Genomic DNA, 16,187 nt, shown 5'->3' with positions numbered 1-16,187 from the left:
CCTATATGCACGCTCACTCCTAGACATGGTGAACCAGTTAGGACGTCGGGGCCGCGGGCCGCGGCGGCCAAAAGCGCATGGTTCCCGGTCTGCCGATTGGGACATGGATTTGGTCGATTTTGAAGCCCTTGATGCGATTATCGCGCCCGAAGCCGAGGCGATGGGCCTCGCGCTCGTGCGCGTTGCCTTCTTTGGCGGAGAGAGCGATCCGACGTTGCAGGTGATGGCCGAGCGGCCCGAGACGCGCCAGCTGACGATCGACGATTGCGCCGGCCTGTCGCGCCGTATCTCCGAAAGGCTCGATGCGCTCGAGGAAGCGGGGAAGGACCCGATCGAAGGCGCCTATCGGCTCGAGGTTTCGTCGCCCGGCATCGACCGGCCGCTGACGCGCCCCGCCGACTTCGCCGACTGGGCGGGGCATGAGGCAAAGATTTCGCTCAAGGAAAAGCTGGACGGGCGCCAGCGGTTCAACGGTACGCTCGTCGGTATCGATGGCGACCTCGTCACGGTGATCGACAAGGAAGAGGTCGAACACAAGCTGTCGTTCGACGCGATCGACACGGCAAAGCTCGTCCTCACCGACAAATTAATAGCTGCAACCGTCCCGCTTTCGACCGAAGGCGCCGACGAAATGGAAGAAGAAGGACAGGACTGATGGCCACTGCCATTTCCGCCAACAAGGCCGAGCTGCTTGCGATCGCGAACAGCGTCGCCAGCGAGAAGATGATCGACAAGGGCATCGTCATCGAGGCGATCGAGGAAGCGATCCAGCGCGCCGCGCGCGCCCGCTATGGCGCCGAGAACGACATTCGCGCCAAGCTTGACCCGCAAACCGGCGACCTGCGTCTGTGGCGCGTCGTCGAGGTCGTCGAGCAGGTCGAGGATTATTTCAAGCAGGTCGATCTCGCGCAGGGCCAGAAGCTGCAGAAGGATGCGAAGATCGGCGATTTCATCGTCGACCCGCTCCCCGCGGTCGACCTTGGCCGCATCGACGCGCAGTCGGCGAAGCAGGTGATTTTCCAGAAGGTCCGCGAAGCCGACCGCGAACGCCAGTTCGAAGAGTTCAAGGACCGCGGCGGCGAAATCATCACCGGCGTCGTCAAGTCGGTCGAATTCGGCCACATCGTCGTCAACCTCGGCCGCGCCGAGGGCGTGATCCGCCGCGACCAGCAGATCCCGCGCGAACTGATGCGCGTCGGCGACCGCGTCCGCGCGATCATCCTGTCGGTGCGCCGCGAAAACCGCGGCCCGCAGATTTTCCTGTCGCGCGCGCACCCCGACTTCATGAAAAAGCTGTTCGCGCAGGAAGTCCCCGAAATCTACGACGGCATCATCGAGATCAAGGCCGCGGCGCGCGATCCGGGCAGCCGCGCGAAGATCGGCGTCATCAGCTATGACGGCTCGATCGACCCCGTCGGCGCGTGCGTCGGCATGAAGGGCAGCCGCGTGCAGGCGGTCGTCCAGGAAATGCAGGGCGAAAAGATCGACATCATCCCCTGGTCCGAAGACACCGCGACCTTCGTCGTCAACGCGCTTCAGCCCGCGACGGTGCAGCGCGTCGTCATCGACGAGGACGACGGGCGCATCGAAGTCGTCGTTCCCGACGACCAGCTCAGCCTCGCCATCGGTCGCCGCGGCCAGAACGTCCGCCTCGCGAGCCAGCTGACCGGCAAGCAGATCGACATCATGACCGAGGCCGACGCGAGCGAGAAGCGCCAGCGCGAATTCGTCGAACGCTCGACGATGTTCCAGGAAGAACTCGACGTCGACGAAACGCTCGCGCAGCTCCTCGTCGCAGAGGGCTTCGGCGAACTCGAGGAAGTTGCCTATGTCCCGCTCGAGGAGCTGGCGGGCATCGAAGGCTTTGACGAGGAACTCGCCGAAGAGCTGCAGAGCCGCGCCGGCGAAGCGCTCGAGCGCCGCGAAGAGGCTGCGCGCACCGAACGCCGCGAACTCGGCGTCGAGGATGCACTCGCCGAAATCCCGCACCTCACCGAAGCGATGCTGGTCGTGCTCGGCAAGGCGGGGATCAAGACGCTCGACGATCTTGCCGACCTCGCGACCGACGAACTCATCGCCAAGAAGCGCAGCGACAACCGCCGCGGCCCGCCGCGCAGCGAGCGCGCCGAGGACAAGGGCGGCGTGCTGGGCGAATATGGCCTGAGCGAAGAGCAGGGTAACGAGATCATCATGGCGGCGCGCGCGCACTGGTTCGACGACGAACCCGAAGCCGCGCCGGCAGAAGCCGAAGCTTCGGCAGAACCGCAAACCGGGGAGGCCGCCGATGCGGACCCCGCGCAATGATCAGCTGAGCGAAACCGGCCGCGCGGGGAAGCGCGGGAAGCACGTGCCCGAAAGGCGCTGTGTGGTGACCGGCGAGGTTGCGCCGGCGCACCGGCTCGTGCGCCTCGCGCTCGGCCCCGACGGCACCATCGCGCCCGACGTCCATGCCAAGGCGCCGGGGCGCGGCGCGTGGATCGGCGTCGATCGTGCCGCGCTCGAGGCGGCGCAGGCAAAGGGCAAGCTCAAGGGCGGGCTCGCGCGCGCCTTGCACACCGGCGATTTTTCGATTCCCGACGACCTCGGTGCGCGCATCGAGGCACAGCTCGCACGCGCGACGCTCGACCGGCTCGGGCTCGAATCGCGTTCGGGCACCCTGATTTCGGGTAACGAGAAAATCGAGCAGGCGGCGCGGCGCGGCCAGGTCCGCTTGCTCCTCCACGCGGCCGACGCGGGCGAGGATGGACGCAAGAAACTGGCGCAGGCATGGCGGGTTGGCGAGGACGACGAAGGGTCGGGCCGCGAGGGGCTGACCTTGCCGGTGGACCGCGGTACCCTATCTATGGCATTGGGGCGCGAGAACGCGGTGCATTTGGGTGTGACCGACGCCCGCGCCGCCGACCGGGTGCTGGCGCATTTGAGCCGCTGGCAGTTTTTCACCGGATGGAGTAGGGACGCGGCGAGCCGCGCTTCCGACATGATATCCCGTGCAGCGGGAAATGGGGCGGCGTCCGCGGATTCTGCCGAACTACGGCCGATTTCGGGCGATATTTGAAGGAATGATGAGTTTCGATGAGTGACGAACAGGACAAGCCGACCCTCAGCCGCAAGCCCCTCGGGCTGAAGCGGACGGTCGAGGCCGGACAGGTGCAGCAGCAATTCAGCCACGGGCGCCGCAATACGGTGGTCGTCGAGGTGAAGCGCCGCCGTGTGCTTGGCCGCCCGGGCGAAACGCCGCCGGCCACAGAGGCCGAAGAGGCACAGGCTACGCCCGCCCCTGCTCCTGCACCCGCCCCGGCGCCTGCGCCGAAGCCTGCCGCGCCCAAGGCCGACAGCCTGATGACGCGTCAGGAACGCCAGGCGCAGTTGCTGCGCGAGGCCGAAGAGGCGCGCCTCGCCGCGCTCGAGGAAGCGCGTCGCCGCGAAGAGGCCGAGCGTGCGAAAGCGATCGAAGTGGAAAAGGCTCGCGCCGCCGAAGCGCGCGAGGAAAAGGCGAAGGAAGCCAAGGTCGAACCCGCGCCGGCTCCCGAGGCGCCCGCGACGCCAGCCGACGAAGCGCCTGCCGCGGACAAGAGCGAAGAAGTCGCCGCCGCGCGCCCGGCAAGCACCGCGCCTGCGCCGCGCCGCTTCACGCCGGTCGAGGCGCCGAAACGTCCCGAACCGAAGCGTCCCGAGCAAAAGAAAGAACATCGCGGTGACCACCGCCGCCAGTCGGGCAAGCTCACCGTCACCCGCGCGCTCAACGAGGATGAAGGCGCGCGTGCGCGCAGCCTCGCCGCGCTCAAGCGTGCGCGCGAAAAGGAAAAGCGTTCGCACCAGGTGTCGAGCGGGCCGCGCGAGAAGCAGGTGCGTGAGGTTGTGGTGCCCGACACGATCACCGTGCAGGAACTCGCGAACCGCATGGCCGAAAAGGGCGCCGACCTGGTGAAGGCGCTGTTCAAGATGGGCATGCCGGTGACCGTCAACCAGACGATCGACCAGGACACCGCCGAACTGCTCGTCACTGAATTCGGGCATGAAATCAAACGCGTGAGCGAAGCCGACATCGACATCCGTCACGATATGGACGTCGACGATCCGGCAAAGCTGCAACCGCGTGCGCCGGTGGTCACGATCATGGGCCACGTCGACCACGGCAAGACCAGCCTGCTCGACGCGCTGCGCGGCGCGAATGTGCAGGCCGGTGAGGCGGGCGGCATTACGCAGCATATCGGCGCCTATCAGGTGAAGACTCCTGACGGCTCGATCGTCACCTTTCTCGATACACCGGGCCACGAAGCGTTCACCGAGATGCGCGCGCGCGGTGCGAATGTCACCGACGTCGCGATTCTCGTGGTCGCGGCCGACGACGGGCTGAAACCGCAGTCGATCGAGTCGATCAATCATGCCAAGGCGGCGGGCGTGCCGATCATCGTTGCGATCAACAAGATCGACAAGGAAGGCGCGAACCCGCAGCGCGTGCGCGAACGCCTGCTCGAGCACGAGATCATCGTCGAGGCGATGGGCGGCGAAGTGCAGGATGTCGAGGTGTCGGCGCTCAAGAAGACCAATCTCGACAAGCTGCTCGACGCGATCGCGCTGCAGGCCGAGATCATGGAACTGAAGGCGAACCCCGACCGCAACGCCGAAGGCACGGTGGTCGAGGCAAAGCTCGACAAGGGCCGCGGCCCGGTCGCGACGATCCTCGTTCGCCGCGGCACGCTGCGCGTCGGCGACATCTTTGTCTGCGGCGCAGAAAGCGGCCGCGTCCGTGCGCTCGTCAACGATCAGGGTCAGCAGGTCAAGGAAGCCGGCCCGTCGATGCCGGTCGAGGTGCTCGGCCTCGGCGGCGTGCCGATGGCGGGCGACACGCTCGTCGTCGTCGACAACGAGGCGCGCGCGCGCGAAGTTGCGGCCTATCGCCAGGAACAGGCGCTCAAGAAGCGGACGGCGCAGGCGCCGGTCAGCCTCGAGGGCATGTTCTCGGCGCTCGCCGACAAGGCCAATGTCATCGAATATCCGGTGGTCATCAAGGGCGATGTGCAGGGCAGCGTCGAGGCGATCGTCAACGCGCTCAACAAGCTGTCGACCGACGAAATCCGCGTCCGTGTGCTGCATTCGGGCGCCGGCGCGATCACCGAAAGCGATGTCACGCTCGCGGCCGCGACCAACGCGCCGATCATCGGCTTCAACGTTCGTCCGAACGCGAAGGCGCGCGAGATCGCGAACCGCGAAAAAGTGCGCTTCATGTACTATGACGTCATCTATCACCTGACCGAGGAGGTCGCGAAGGAGATGGCGGGCGAGCTCGGCCCCGAACGCGTCGAAACCGTCGTCGGCCGCGCCGAGGTCAAGGAAGTCTTCCCGGCGGGCAAGCGCGACAAGGCCGCAGGCCTGCTCGTGCTCGAAGGCTCGATCCGCAAGGGGCTCCACGCGCGTCTCACGCGCGACGACGTCATCGTTTCGGCAACGACGATCGCCTCGCTCCGCCGCTTCAAGGACGACGTTGCCGAAGTGCGCGCGGGTCTCGAGTGCGGTGTCGTGCTGTCGGATACCAACGACATCAAGGCGGGCGACAATCTGGAAGTGTTCGAGGTCGAATTGCGCGAACGGACGCTGTAACCTCTTTGTGCCCCCGCGAAGGCGGGGGCCCAGAGCGGCATGGAGCCACGATAGATGGGGTCGAGGCCGGGCTATGTTTATATCATGGCCAGCGCCCGAAACGGCACCATCTATATCGGCGTCACAAGCAACCTTGCGAAGCGAGCGTGGGAGCATCGTGAAGGCGTCGTCGCAGGTTTTGCCCGCGATTATGGCTGCAAATCGCTTGTCTGGTTTGCGGCCTTTGATGATATTCAGGATGCGCGCGTTTACGAACTGCGTATGAAGAAATGGAAACGCGCCTGGAAACTGCGCGCGATTGAAGAGATGAATCCGCTGTGGAACGATTTATACCCGACGCTGACGCCGTGACGCTTTGGATCCCCGCCTTCGCGGGGGCACTTGGAGGGTGGAATGCGTCATAACGAAAAATCGGACGGCCCCTCGGTCCGGGTTTTGCGCGTCGGCGAACAGGTGCGGCATATCCTGTCCGAAATCCTCGCGCGCGGCGACGTCCACGACGATCTGCTCACCAGGCATCCGGTCAGCGTGACCGAAGTGCGCATGTCGCCCGACCTCCGCCATGCGACGGTGTTCGTGAAGCCGCTGCTCGGCAAGGACGAGGAAGCGGTGATCAAGGCGCTACGCACCAACACCGCCTACCTCCAGCGCGAGGTCGCGCACCGCATCCGCATGAAATATGCCGCGAAGTTGAAATTCCTGCCCGACGAAAGCTTCGACGAGGCGACGCACATCGACGCCCTGCTGCGCGACCCGAAGGTCGCGCGGGACTTGGAGCGCGGCGAGGGCGAATGAGGCAGGTGGCGCCGCTCGTCGTTGCCACACTGGTGGCGATCGGTGCGGCATTATCGCCTGCTTTTCTGTCGCCGGAGTTCGTGCGACCGTCGCACAAAGATGCGCTCGACATCATAGAAGCTGCCGCCGACTATAATCTGTTGATAAGCAATGCCGAGGCTGGTGGCCAATCGGTGCCGCTGCTGCCCGAATCCGCAAAGCCCGACCATATCAAGTTCATCGAGACCAAGGCGTGCGGCGCGGTCGAGGCGACCGAAGATTGCGTGATACTTGACGTGAACTTGGGTGAGAATGCCGGACGTTTACTGGTGGCGTCGTGGCACGACGCGGGCGTAAACTTGGAAAGCCATCAGGGGATCAATGCAGATAATCCGCTTCCCAAAATCATCGACATTCGACGTCTGCAATCTCCAAGCGCTAAAAAGTTGGCGCGACTACAAATTGCCGCATCGCGACAGAAAGTCGATTTTATCGCGCCCTCCGGGCTCGACGCCAACGAGGCTCGCAGTCGGATCATGTTGCGCGGGGATACTCCAGAACGCCATCTTCGCATTTATTCGGCGCCATGGGTCACCGACGATATCGCCTTCATGGAGGTTGGGCTGATCTGCGGCGACTTATGCGGACGCGGGGAAAATTACGCGCTGCGAAAAGTCAGTGGAAAATGGCGCGTCATAGCCGTCCAGCCGAGCTGGGTCTCCTGACGATTGACTACTTCCCCTTCTTGATCCCCGCCGCCGCTTCCAGCTCGACCAGCGCTTCCTCCAGATAATCGATCATCCGCTGTGCGTGCGGGACGCTGCGGCGGCACGCGGTGATGCCGAAATCGATATTCTTGAAGTTCGACACCTGCGTGATGTTCATCGCCATGCCGTCGACGGGGATGCTCGCGGGATACATGCCGTCGAGCCGCGCGCCGTTCCAGTACATTTGCTCGCGCGGGCCGGGGACGTTGGAGATGGTCACCGAATAGGCCGGAAATTTGTCGGCGGTGCGCGTCAATGCGGTGAGCATCATCGGGAAGCTGGTGATCGCGGTGTAAAGCTGGATCTGCTGCGCGGTCATCGCGCGGAGCTGCGCCTTTGCCGAGTTCATCGATTCCTGGATCATCGCCATTCGTGTCGCCGGATCGTCGATATGCGTCGCCAGATTGGCGGTCACCGATGCGACCGAATTGCCCGAATCGACGTCGTCGGCGGGGCGGATCGACACCGGCGCCATCGCTTTGAGCGGCTTGTCGGGAAGCTCGTTCAGCGATTGCAGATATTTCCGCATCGCGCCCGCGCACATGCCGAGAACGGCGTCGTTGATCGTGCCGTCATAGGCCTTGCCCATCGCGCGCACGCGATCGAGCGACCAGCTTTGCGCGACGAAGCGCCGCGCGCCGGTGATGTTGCGGTTGAAGCTGGTGCGCGGCACGCCCGCGAAAGGCGTCACAAGCCCGTCGCCGCCGATCCCGAACATCGCCGCAAGATATTGGTTCAGCGCCTTGGTCACCCCGACGCTGTTTCCCCATTGCTCCTTCAGGAAATCGCCGATCGCCTTGATGTCCATCAGGTTCGGGCGCGGCGGCTTCTTGGGCGGCGGGAACAGGCGCTTATAGGCTTCATAGGCCTCGACCGAGAGCGGCGAGGCGCTCCGCCGTTCGTCGGGGTCTGCCGACAGCATCGAATTATAGAAATGGATGCTCGCCGCCCCGTCCATCAGCGCGTGGTGCACCTTTTTGAACGTCGCGATCTGGCGGTTGGGAAGCCCCGAGATCAGCGTGATTTCCCACAGGGGCCGTGTGCGGTCGAGCAGGCTCGAATGGAGCCGCGACGCCAGCTCGAACATTTCGCGATAGCGCCCCGGTTTGGGCAGCGCTGCGGCGCGGACATGATAGTGCATGTCGATGTCGCGGTCGGGCTCGAGCCGGATCGGACCGTATTGGCCGAGCGCGGTGAGCTTCAGCACCTCGCTGAACGGACGCCGCAATCCTTCCGACTGGCGCAGCAGGGCCAGTTGATCGCGGAGCCATTCGGTTTCGTCGGCGCCTTCGGGCAAGGTATAGAGGTTGATGCCGCCGATGTGCATCGGCGTCTCGCGGCTCTCGCCCCACAGGAACATCGCGTCGGTGACCGGCATCAGACGCATCGGCAGCTCTCCCCCGTCCAAATGCTGCGTTGCTGTCGCGCACAGCATGACAGGGGCCGGTGGCGAGTCAAGCAAAGCCGCGGAGGAGCGACCGCGCACAAGAAGGATTGGCGAAACCGGGGCGGCGCAGTATCGGCACCGCAATGGCCAAGCTCTATTTCTATTATGCCAGCATGAATGCCGGCAAGTCGACGACGCTGTTGCAGGCGGATTTCAACTATCGCGAGCGCGGGATGGAAACGATGCTGTGGACCGCGGCGCTCGACGACCGGTACGGCGCGGGACAGATCACCAGCCGGATCGGCCTGCTGGCGGAGGCGCATAAATTCGATCCCGAAAGCGACCTTTGGGAAGGCGTGACCGCCGAGCATCGCAACCGTCCGCTCGCCTGTGTGCTCGTCGACGAGGCGCAATTCCTGTCGCGCGCGCAAGTTCTGCAACTCGCGCGGCTTGCCGACGAGGCCAACATCCCCGTGCTCTGTTATGGTCTGCGCACCGATTTTGCTGCAAACCTCTTTCCCGGATCGGCGGCGCTCCTCGGTCTCGCCGACGCGCTCGTAGAGCTCAAGGCGGTGTGCGAATGCGGGCGCAAGGCGACGATGAACCTGCGCGTCGACGAACAGGGCCGCGCGGTGGTCGAGGGCGCGCAGACCGAGATCGGCGGCAACGACCGCTATGTCGCGATGTGCCGCCGCCATTTCATGCAAAAGCGGCGCGAAGCGGCGCAGGGGCGCCTCGATGCGTGACCGGCTTTATATTGACCTGGCCGATGGAACGTTGCGCCTCGTCCGGCTGGTCGAGGCGCACCGCGACGAGTTGCGCGCGGCGTGCGCGCTCGATGCCGACATCTGGCCCATCTACGCAACGAGTTTCGATCCCGATCATTTCGACGCCAGCTTTAGCGCGCTGATCGGCAATGACGTGCGTATGCCCTATGCCATTTTCGACGGCGACCGGCTGATTGGCATGACCGCGTGGCTGCGCCCCGACTGGTCGGCGCAGACGGCCGAGGTCGGCAACAGCTATATCGTTCCCGATGTGCGGGGCAGCGGGATCAACCGCCGCATCAAGCGCTTGATGCTCGACCACGGCTTTTCCGTCGGCCTTCGCCGCGTCGAATTCCGCATCGATGAACGCAACAAGCGCAGTCAGGCGGCGGTCGCCAAGCTCGGCGGTACCAAGGAAGGGACGCTGCGCGCCGAACGTATCATCTGGACGGGGCACCGCCGCGACACCGCGCTCTGGTCGATCCTCGCCGACGAATGGACGGGCGGTCTGCGCGACCGGTCGTAATATCCGTCAGTGGCGGTTCAGCTTTCGCATGATAGAGGTGCTGCCATGAACAAGATACTCGCACTCTCCCTGGCCGCTTCGCTGCTACCCCTTTCGGCAGCGGCGGCCAACGAGCCCGCCGAGGCGCCGCGCGCGCTCGGCGAAGAAGCCAGCATCGTCTTTCCGAGCGACTCGACGATCCGCAACTGGCGCGCCGATCGCGACCGCGGCATCTGGGTGCAGGATCGCCGGGGCGACTGGTTCTATGGAACCTTCGCCGGAATTTGCCGCGACATCGACTTTGCACCGCAGATTGCGGTCGACTCGCGCGGCGTCAATCGACTTGACCGCTTCGCCACCATCCTCGTGCGCGGCGAGCGCTGCCCGCTTGTCTCCTTCGTGACCTCGGCACCGCCACCATCGAAGGAGGGTGCGTCGAAGGAAGACAAGAAGGCCGCCGATGCGGCCGAGGACGCAGTCGCAAATTGACAAGCGGCCCGCGCGCACCGTAGCGGCGCGCAGGTGAACGGCTGGATCATCCTCGACAAACCCGTGGGCCTCGGCTCGACGCAGGCGGTCGGCGCGGTCAAGCGCGTGTGCCGCGAGGCGGGGCTCGGCAAGGTCAAGGTCGGCCATGGCGGCACGCTCGACCCGCTGGCGTCGGGGGTTCTCCCGATCGCGCTTGGCGAGGCGACCAAACTTTGCGGCCGGATGCTCGACGCGAGCAAGATTTATGACTTTACCGTGCAGTTCGGGACCGAGACCGCGGGCCTGGATGCCGAGGGCGACGTTGTGGCGACAAGCGACGTACGGCCGACGTTGGCGGCGATTGAGGCGGTGTTGCCGCGCTTCACCGGGCCAATCGAACAGGTGCCGCCGGCCTATTCGGCGATCAAGATCGATGGCGAGCGCGCCTATGATCTTGCGCGCAAGGGCGAAGCCGTCGAGATGAAGGCGCGGGGGGTGACGGTTTATTCCCTTCGTCATGCCGGACTTGATCCGGCATCCATTGCCGCGGGCGCCGAATGGACCCCGGATCAAGTCCGGGGAGACGAGGGTGGGGGAGGGGGCATCGAATCCCTGACCCTCACCGCACACGTCTCGAAAGGCACCTATATCCGCTCCCTCGCACGCGACATTGCGCGCGCGGTCGGCAGCGTCGGGCATGTGACGATGCTCCGCCGCACCAAAGCGGGACCATTCACGCTCGATCAGGCGATTTCGCTGGACAAATTGAACGCATTCGGCCAAGGGGCCGCGCAATCAGAGATATTTCTGCCGCTGGAGGCAGGGCTGGTCGACATCCCGGCTCTGGACCTCTCCCCGGAAGCGGCAGGGGCGATCCGTCAGGGTCGCGTCTGGACCGGGGAAAGCACGCAGGACGGGCTCTATTGGGGACGGGACAGCCAAAAGCGGCCCGTCGCACTGGTGGAGGCTTTGGCGGGAACGCTGAAGGTCGTGCGGGGCTTCAATCTCTAAGCATCGATGTCGAAGGAAGAATGACATGTCGATTACTGCCGAACGCAAGGCCGAACTCATCAAGGAACACGCCCGCGAAAAGGGTGACACGGGTTCGCCCGAAGTTCAGGTCGCGATCCTCACCGATCGCATCAACACGCTGACCGAACATTTCAAGGCGCATCACAAGGACAATCACAGCCGCCGCGGGCTGCTGATGATGGTCAACAAGCGTCGCAGCCTCCTCGACTATCTGAAAAAGAAGGACGAAGGCCGCTACGCCGACCTGATCGCGAAGCTGGGTCTTCGCAAATAATGACGGTGGACGGCCCCGCTCCGGGGCCGTTTGCTTACCAAGTCTCCGTTCGCCCCGAGGAGGGACTGAGCGAAGGCGAAGGCCCGTCTCGAAGGGCCTTGCGATCCTTCGAGACGCCATTCGACAGGCTCAATGGCTTCTCGGGAAGAGCGGCGTTGGGTTGTTCAAGGGGCTGCCCGCATCCGGCGGGTTCGCCATTTGGGGCAGACAGACGCCCCGCACCGCCCGGGCCGGACTGCCCGGAACAGAGGCCCCGCCCGGCATAGGGCCAGGCGGGCGAAGGAAACCACATGTTTGACGTGAAAAAAGTATCGATCGAGTGGGGCGGTGAAACGCTGACGCTCGAAACGGGCAAGGTTGCCCGCCAGGCCGACGGCGCCGTGATGGCGACGCTGGGCGAAACGGTCGTCCTGTGCGCCGTGACCGCCGCGAAGTCGGTGAAGGACGGGCAGGATTTCTTCCCGCTCACCGTCCATTATCAGGAAAAATATTCGGCCGCCGGGCGCATCCCGGGCGGCTTCTTCAAGCGCGAACGCGGCGCGACCGAAAAGGAAACGCTGGTCAGCCGCCTGATCGACCGTCCGATCCGCCCGCTGTTCCCCGAAGGTTTCTATAACGAAATCAACGCCATCGCCCAGGTTCTGAGCTATGACGGCCACAATGAGCCCGACATCCTCGCGATGGTCGCGGCGTCGGCCGCGCTCACCATTTCGGGCGTGCCCTTCATGGGCCCGATCGGCGCCGCGCGCGTCGGTTATGTCGACGGCGAATATATCCTCAACCCGACCGACGAGCAGGTTGCCGAAGGCGACCTCGACCTCGTCGTTGCCGCGACGCACGATGCGGTGATGATGGTCGAATCCGAAGCCAATGAGCTGTCGGAAGAGATCATGCTCGGCGCCGTGATGTTCGCGCACGACGCGTGCCGCGAAGTCGTGAAGGCGATCATCAGCCTTGCCGAACAGGCCGCCAAGGATCCGTGGGAAATCGCATCGTCGGACGACAATGCCGCGCTCAAGGACAAGCTCAAGAAGCTGATCGGCAAGGACATTGCCGCCGCCTACAAGCTGACCGACAAGTCGGCGCGCTCGAACGCGCTCAACGAAGCGCGCGCGAAGGCGAAGGAACAGTTCACCGCCGACGGCCTCGAGCCGCAGCAGGTGATGGCGGGCATCAAGCTCACCAAGAAGCTCGAAGCCGAAATCGTCCGCACCGCCATCCTCAAGGAAGGCAAGCGCATCGACGGCCGCACGACGACGCAGATTCGTCCGATCGTCGCCGAAACGCACTTCCTGCCCCGCGCCCACGGCTCGGCGCTGTTCACCCGCGGCGAGACGCAGACGATCGCGACCTGCACGCTCGGCACCAAGGATGCGGAGCAGATGATCGACGGCCTCAACGGCCTGTCGTACCAGCACTTCATGCTGCACTATAACTTCCCGCCCTATTCGGTCGGTGAAGTCGGCCGCTTCGGCGCGCCGGGCCGCCGCGAAGTCGGTCACGGCAAGCTCGCGTGGCGCGCGCTGCACCCCGTGCTGCCGACGAAGGACGAATTCCCCTATACGATCCGCCTGACCAGCGACATCACCGAATCGAACGGTTCGTCGTCGATGGCGTCGGTGTGCGGCGGTTCGCTGTCGATGATGGACGCCGGCGTGCCGATCAAGCGCCCCGTGTCGGGCATCGCGATGGGCCTGATCCTCGAAGGCAAGGATTATGCGATCCTGTCGGACATCCTGGGCGATGAAGACCATCTCGGCGACATGGACTTCAAGGTCGCGGGCACGTCCGAAGGCATCACCACGATGCAGATGGACATCAAGATTGCGGGCATCACGCGCGAAATCTTTGAAGCGGCGCTCAATCAGGCGAAGGAAGGCCGCGCGCACATCCTTGGCGAGATGGCAAAGGCGCTGGGCGAAGCCCGCACCGAGCTGTCGGCGCATGCGCCGCGCATCGAAACGATGCAGATCGACAAGGCGAAGATCCGCGACGTCATCGGCACGGGCGGCAAGGTGATCCGCGAGATCGTCGCGACCACCGGCGCCAAGGTCGACATCGACGACGAAGGCCTGATCAAGATTTCGTCGAGCGACCTCGACCAGATCGAGGCCGCGCGCAAGTGGATCGCGGGCATCGTCGAGGAAGCCGAAGTCGGCAAGATCTATGACGGCAAGGTCGTCAACCTCGTCGATTTCGGCGCGTTCGTGAATTTCATGGGCGGCAAGGACGGCCTCGTCCACGTCAGCGAAATCCGCAACGAGCGCGTCGAAAAGGTCGCCGACGTCCTGAGCGAAGGCCAGGAAGTCAAGGTCAAGGTGCTCGAGATCGACCCGCGCGGCAAGGTCCGCCTGTCGATGCGCGTCGTCGACCAGGAAACCGGCGAGGAACTCGAAGACACCCGCCCGGCGCGCGAACCGCGCGGTGATCGTGGCCCCCGCCGTGATGGCGGCGACCGCGGCGATCGTGGCGATCGTGGCCGTGGCGGCCGCGACCGTGGCCCGCGCCGTGATGGCGGTGATCGCGGTCCGCGCCGCGAACGCAGCGACAATGTCCCCGAGGATCAGGGCCATGTGCCCGACTTCCTGAAGGACTGATCTTTCCGGTTACGGATTGACGAAAGGGGCCGCTGTTCAGCGGCCCCTTTTTTATTTCGGCTTCGGGGTGGGGAGCTGCTGCTAAATCCTCCCTGTGGCGAAGCCATGGGGAGGGGGACCGCTCGCGTAGCGAGGGGTGGAGGGGCCGCGACGCTGCGCCATCAGCCCCTCCGTCAGCCCTGCGGGCTGCCACCTCCCCATGCCTGCGGCACAGGGAGGATCTGATGGCCGCTTTCGGCCGCTTTCCAACATTCCTGTGTCCGTTCGTGTCGAGCGAGGTCGAGACACCCATCGATACACCGCCTATCCCGACGGACATCTCGACTTCGACCAAAGGCAAGATCAATCGAACAGCCGCTCGGCATATACCGCGCGAAGCTGCGACCAATTGTCCCAGTGCGGCGCGGCCATGGTCCCGCGCAGCCGCGCTTCGAGCACGTCGACATGCGCGTGCCAGCCGGCGCTGACGTTGAGCAGGACCGCCGGGTCCTCGATGCGGCGATGGACGATGATCAGCAGCACCTCGCCGCCTTTCTCTTCCAGCGTGAAGGTCACGCCGCCGGTGCTGCCCCATGTGATCGACAGGCTGCGCGGCGCATCGATCGCGGTGACCTCGCACGTCATGCGGTGCTCGGCATCGAAGCTGTCGGGGCGGCTGCCCGGCGGGTCGGTGAGTTCGTCGTTGCGCCACACGAAATCGACCGCCGCGCCGACCTTTTCTTCCATCGCGCCCGCGGCGAGCCATTGGCGGCGAAGCTCGCCATCGGTGAGGTAGGACCAGACGCGGTCGATGGGGCCGGGAAGCAGGCGTTGCAGCGTCAGCGTCGCGGGTTCGGTCACGACGCCATAGGCGTCGTCGGCAAGCATTGCGGTCATCGTCATTCTCCTTTTTTCGGGGGGAGGGGATTTTTCGCGGGATCGGCGCGCAGCAGCGCTTCGAGCGCGTCGAGGCGTCCGGTCCAATAGCGGCGGTACATGCCGATCCACCGGTCGGCGCTCATCAGCGGCGCGGGCTCGAGGCTGCAGATATGCGTGCGGCCACGCACCTCGCGGCGGACCATGCCGGCGCGTTCGAGCACCTTGATATGCTTCGACGCCGCGGCGAGCGACATGGCATGCGGCTCGGCGAGCGCGCTCACCGTGCTCTCGCCCTCGGCGAGCTGCGCGAGCATCGCGCGCCGCGTCGCATCGCCGAGCGCCTGAAAGACTGTGTCGAGTGTCTGCGAATCATGTTCAACCATGTGGTTAAATATGCTGCTTCGCCCGAGTATTGTCAACCACCAGGTTGAATATTGTCGGGAGGGGCGATTGGGGCTTTCGCCGCTGCCGCGATCGCCGCATAATGGCGGGCATGTTGCAGACTCTCCTCGCGGCGCTCGCGCTTGCCGCCCAGCCCGCCGATACGCCTCCCGCGCCCGAACCCGCTGCCCCGGCGGTGGAACCCGACACACGCCCGCATGTGGCGCTCGTCACCGATCTCGGCACGATGATCGTCCGGATCGAGGATCGGCGTGCGCCGGTGACGGCCAGGAATTTCCTCCGCTACGTCGACGCAAAGCGGCTCGACGGCTTCAAATTCTATCGCTCGACGCGCAGCTGGGGGCCGGCGAACATGCTCGTCCAGGCGGGCAATCGCGGCGACGCGCGGCTCAACTTCCCGCCCATCGCGCACGAGCCGACGACGCAGACGGGTCTGACCAACTGCAAGGGCGCGTTGTCGATGGCGCGGCTCAACCCCGGCGATGCAACGAGCGATTTCTTTGTGCTGCTGTCCGACATCAAGGGCTTCGACGCCGACGCGCAGGGCGGCGACGGCGCGGGCTTTGCGGTGTTCGGCGAACTGGTCGCGGGCGCCGACGTCGCCGAGAAAATCTACGCCGCGCCGATTTCGGAGACGCTGGGCGAAGGCGTAATGCTCGGCCAGATGCTCGACCCGCAGGTTGCGATCAGGAGCGCGCGCCGCGTTCCCGCACCCGCCGACGCGCCGAAGGGTTGCGTCGTCAAGGCGCCATAAA

General features: G+C 65.0%; 17 protein-coding genes. 14 read left to right on the top strand and 3 right to left on the bottom strand.

Annotated elements, in window-relative coordinates:
- Positions 1-109 precede the first annotated feature (109 nt).
- The 7 genes from rimP to JI743_RS09280 are packed head-to-tail and all read left to right on the top strand — an operon-like array spanning position 110 to position 7,100.
- Positions 110-655 (top strand): ribosome maturation protein RimP, encoded by a 546-nt coding sequence (rimP, locus tag JI743_RS09310; RefSeq protein ID WP_236659842.1) that lies wholly within the window; start codon positions 110-112, stop codon positions 653-655.
- Positions 655-2,304: a transcription termination factor NusA gene (gene nusA / locus JI743_RS09305; RefSeq protein ID WP_201928039.1), complete on the top strand. Its 1,650-nt coding sequence runs from the start codon at positions 655-657 to the stop codon at positions 2,302-2,304. The genes rimP and nusA overlap by 1 nt, the downstream gene beginning before the upstream one ends.
- On the top strand, positions 2,285-3,055 hold the full coding sequence (locus JI743_RS09300; RefSeq protein WP_201928038.1) for a DUF448 domain-containing protein: 771 nt from the start codon (positions 2,285-2,287) through the stop codon (positions 3,053-3,055). Before nusA ends, JI743_RS09300 begins: the two co-directional genes overlap by 20 nt.
- Positions 3,056-3,072: 17 nt before the next feature.
- The gene (infB, locus tag JI743_RS09295; protein ID WP_201928037.1) at positions 3,073-5,601 is read left to right on the top strand and encodes a translation initiation factor IF-2; all 2,529 of its coding nucleotides are present in this window, start codon (positions 3,073-3,075) and stop codon (positions 5,599-5,601) included.
- 54 nt (positions 5,602-5,655) lie between these two features.
- Positions 5,656-5,952, top strand: a complete 297-nt coding sequence (locus tag JI743_RS09290; protein WP_201928036.1) for a GIY-YIG nuclease family protein — start codon at positions 5,656-5,658, stop codon at positions 5,950-5,952.
- 42 nt (positions 5,953-5,994) lie between these two features.
- Positions 5,995-6,396 carry a 30S ribosome-binding factor RbfA gene (gene rbfA, locus JI743_RS09285; RefSeq protein ID WP_201928035.1) on the top strand — a complete coding sequence of 134 codons (402 nt, stop codon included), beginning with the start codon at positions 5,995-5,997 and terminating at the stop codon, positions 6,394-6,396.
- Entirely contained in the window at positions 6,393-7,100 is a 708-nt protein-coding gene (locus JI743_RS09280; protein ID WP_201928034.1) for a hypothetical protein, read from the top strand. The genes rbfA and JI743_RS09280 overlap by 4 nt, the downstream gene beginning before the upstream one ends.
- 7 nt (positions 7,101-7,107) lie before the next feature.
- Here the strand turns inward: JI743_RS09280 and JI743_RS09275 are convergent, their stop codons facing one another.
- Positions 7,108-8,529 carry a WS/DGAT/MGAT family O-acyltransferase gene (locus tag JI743_RS09275; RefSeq protein ID WP_201928033.1) on the bottom strand — a complete coding sequence of 474 codons (1,422 nt, stop codon included), beginning with the start codon at positions 8,527-8,529 and terminating at the stop codon, positions 7,108-7,110.
- A gap of 143 nt (positions 8,530-8,672) precedes the next feature.
- On the opposite strand from JI743_RS09275, the gene JI743_RS09270 reads away from it, so the two are divergent.
- The 6 genes from JI743_RS09270 (at position 8,673) to pnp (ending at position 14,172) form a co-directional block, all read left to right on the top strand.
- Positions 8,673-9,275, top strand: a complete 603-nt coding sequence (locus JI743_RS09270; RefSeq protein ID WP_201928032.1) for a thymidine kinase — start codon at positions 8,673-8,675, stop codon at positions 9,273-9,275.
- Positions 9,268-9,822 (top strand): GNAT family N-acetyltransferase, encoded by a 555-nt coding sequence (locus JI743_RS09265; RefSeq protein WP_201928031.1) that lies wholly within the window; start codon positions 9,268-9,270, stop codon positions 9,820-9,822. The genes JI743_RS09270 and JI743_RS09265 overlap by 8 nt, the downstream gene beginning before the upstream one ends.
- 45 nt (positions 9,823-9,867) lie before the next feature.
- Positions 9,868-10,290 (top strand): DUF6491 family protein, encoded by a 423-nt coding sequence (locus tag JI743_RS09260; protein ID WP_236659841.1) that lies wholly within the window; start codon positions 9,868-9,870, stop codon positions 10,288-10,290.
- A 33-nt stretch (positions 10,291-10,323) separates the two neighbouring features.
- Entirely contained in the window at positions 10,324-11,280 is a 957-nt protein-coding gene (truB, locus tag JI743_RS09255; RefSeq protein WP_201928030.1) for a tRNA pseudouridine(55) synthase TruB, read from the top strand.
- 25 nt (positions 11,281-11,305) lie between these two features.
- Entirely contained in the window at positions 11,306-11,575 is a 270-nt protein-coding gene (gene rpsO / locus JI743_RS09250; RefSeq protein ID WP_201928029.1) for a 30S ribosomal protein S15, read from the top strand.
- A 290-nt stretch (positions 11,576-11,865) separates the two neighbouring features.
- A complete protein-coding gene (pnp, locus tag JI743_RS09245; protein ID WP_201928028.1) occupies positions 11,866-14,172 on the top strand; it encodes a polyribonucleotide nucleotidyltransferase in 2,307 nt (768 codons plus the stop codon).
- A gap of 342 nt (positions 14,173-14,514) precedes the next feature.
- Here the strand turns inward: pnp and JI743_RS09240 are convergent, their stop codons facing one another.
- Both JI743_RS09240 and JI743_RS09235 read right to left on the bottom strand, forming a co-directional pair.
- A complete protein-coding gene (locus tag JI743_RS09240; RefSeq protein WP_201928027.1) occupies positions 14,515-15,048 on the bottom strand; it encodes an SRPBCC family protein in 534 nt (177 codons plus the stop codon).
- A 2-nt stretch (positions 15,049-15,050) separates the two neighbouring features.
- Positions 15,051-15,413, bottom strand: a complete 363-nt coding sequence (locus JI743_RS09235) for an ArsR/SmtB family transcription factor (protein ID WP_201928026.1) — start codon at positions 15,411-15,413, stop codon at positions 15,051-15,053.
- Between the two features lie 110 nt (positions 15,414-15,523).
- Here JI743_RS09235 and JI743_RS09230 point away from each other — a divergent pair, with 110 nt between their 5' ends.
- Entirely contained in the window at positions 15,524-16,186 is a 663-nt protein-coding gene (locus JI743_RS09230; RefSeq protein WP_201928025.1) for a peptidylprolyl isomerase, read from the top strand.
- Position 16,187 lies beyond the last annotated feature (1 nt).

This window comes from Sphingopyxis jiangsuensis, assembly GCF_016734905.1.
Taxonomy (GTDB): domain Bacteria; phylum Pseudomonadota; class Alphaproteobacteria; order Sphingomonadales; family Sphingomonadaceae; genus Sphingopyxis; species Sphingopyxis jiangsuensis.
The sequence above is the reverse complement of the archived record's forward strand: the minus strand, read 5'-3'. Positions and strand labels throughout refer to the sequence as shown.